The following is a 1,687-nucleotide window of genomic DNA, read 5'->3' as shown; positions in this document are numbered from 1 at the left end:
TTTGAAAAATCAGAGCCATATCTACCAATCATTCTTATGCCCTGGCTCACATTCGTAAAACTGTTTTTATCTACCATTAACAATGGTTTTACTTATGAACTGGTCGGTAGACTTCAATGCGACGCGAAGCATCTTCGGGCGATGAGCGAGCGTTGTGCATGATGTACTGAGTGGAAGAAACACGTACCTGTAGGAGTGGCATGTCTGATCACGAACGAAGCCGCCTCTCGCGCTGGGTCCTGCCTCATGGCGCAGAGCCGGATCCCCGGTTTACGCTGGCCAACGAACGTACCTTCCTGGCGTGGATCCGCACCTCGCTGGCATTCCTTGCCGGCGGCACCGCGCTAGAGGCATTTGCCGCCGAGGCTTTCCCCTCGCCGCTGCGCACGTGGCTCGCGGTGCTGATCATCGGCGTGGGAATCCTGATTGCCACAGGTGCCGCGGTCCGCTGGGTCCGCGTGGAGCGCAGCATGCGCACCGGGCGCCCGCTGCCGATTCCGGCCATCGTTCCGCTCCTGGGTTTCGGCGCCGTGGCCGCTTCCATCGCGGCCGTGGCCATGATTGTCGGTTCGCGGGCCTGATGCGCGAGCCCATCCAGATCGCCGATCCGGGGCTGCAGCCAGAGCGCACGGTATTTGCGTGGAGCCGCACCCTGGTGTCATTCCTTGTGGTCAGTGCCGTCTTCTTGCGCTGGCTGCCGCACTATGGCGTGGGCATCGTGTTGATGATCGCGATTTCCGCGACGATGGCGCTGGGAATCTTTGCCTCGCAGCGCGCTCGCTACCGGCGCATGGCGCTGGGCGTGAAATCCGAGCGGGTCAGGCCGGATATCGTCGCGGTGCTCATGACTACCCTGGTGCTGATCGCCATCGGCGTGTTCGGAATCATCTTGGTGCTCGGCCCGAGCTAAGCCAGGTCTGTCGAGCCGGGCCTCCCGGGCGAGCCATCTGGCTTTGCTGCCGCATATCCCGTTGGCGCTTGGGGTGTCGATTCGCGGTGAGCGGCGGTAGCGCACTGCGGTGTTGCGGATTTCACTGGCAAGTGAGACGCGGGGAACGTGAGCCAGGTTTTAGACTTAGTTGGATAAAATCAACTATTTAGAGGAGTGCTCCGGCCCATGAACGCTGAGACTCAACCCAAAAGCCCGTTTAACTTCGTTCAGGTCCTGATTGCCGCCGCTGGTATTGGCTTCCTCAACGTCATCACCTACTTCATTGGCAGTTCCGCAGGCGCTTCCATGGTGCTCGGCGAGAACTCCGGAGAGCGCATTGGCTTCGCTCAGGTCTACGGTTTCACGTTGCTGCCAATCCTCATCCTCGGTGCGGTGGTCTTTGTTATCGGCCGCGCCAAGCCAGGATTTTGCAAGGTCGCCCAGTGGTTGGGGCTCATCGTTGCGGTTGTTTCGATCATCTTGCCAATCATGGCCGCCGGTGACATCGCTACCGCGCTCACCTTGAGCATCATTCACCTGTTCGTCGGCCTTGGGTTGTTCTTCGCGGTGCACTACGGCAATAAGAGCCTGCACGCGAACTAGCCACTGCGCTCCTGCATCTCAACGCAGGATGCCTGCTGCCCACGGATAAAAATCAGTGGGCAGCAGGCATTTGTGAACTCTCAGGTGTTGCGTGCGGCGCAATGTGCTCGATCGAGATGTGCTCCAGAACAGCAAGGCCGCGGGCCGGGACAA

Annotated in this window: 3 protein-coding genes; all 3 read left to right on the top strand. The window is 59.8% G+C overall.

All coding sequences use genetic code 11. The features are described from left to right. The first annotated feature begins 200 nt into the window (after nt 1-200). The 3 genes from CIK74_RS03255 (at nt 201) to CIK74_RS03245 (ending at nt 1,534) form a co-directional block, all read left to right on the top strand. A complete protein-coding gene (locus CIK74_RS03255; RefSeq protein WP_096254339.1) occupies nt 201-581 on the top strand; it encodes a DUF202 domain-containing protein in 381 nt (126 codons plus the stop codon). Next, nucleotides 581-910 (top strand): DUF202 domain-containing protein, encoded by a 330-nt coding sequence (locus tag CIK74_RS03250; protein ID WP_096254338.1) that lies wholly within the window; start codon nt 581-583, stop codon nt 908-910. The genes CIK74_RS03255 and CIK74_RS03250 overlap by 1 nt, the downstream gene beginning before the upstream one ends. A 207-nt stretch (nt 911-1,117) precedes the next feature. Next, complete coding sequence (locus tag CIK74_RS03245) at nt 1,118-1,534, top strand: DUF6069 family protein (RefSeq protein ID WP_096254337.1); 417 nt, start codon at nt 1,118-1,120, stop codon at nt 1,532-1,534. The last annotated feature ends 153 nt before the right edge of the window (nt 1,535-1,687 follow it).

Origin of the sequence: Glutamicibacter sp. BW77 (assembly GCF_002332285.1) — a bacterium.
In the GTDB taxonomy this organism is placed as follows: Bacteria; Actinomycetota; Actinomycetes; order Actinomycetales; family Micrococcaceae; genus Glutamicibacter; species Glutamicibacter bergerei.
Note: the sequence above shows the minus strand (reverse complement) of the source record. Positions and strands in the feature narration are given on the sequence as shown.

Bases quoted from the DNA above. Each gene is read 5' to 3' on its own strand.
- CIK74_RS03255 (WP_096254339.1), top strand. From the start codon at position 201: ATGTCTGATCACGAACGAAGCCGCCTCTCGCGCTGGGTCCTGCCTCAT.
- CIK74_RS03250 (WP_096254338.1), top strand. From the start codon at position 581: ATGCGCGAGCCCATCCAGATCGCCGATCCGGGGCTGCAGCCAGAGCGC.
- CIK74_RS03245 (WP_096254337.1), top strand. From the start codon at position 1,118: ATGAACGCTGAGACTCAACCCAAAAGCCCGTTTAACTTCGTTCAGGTC.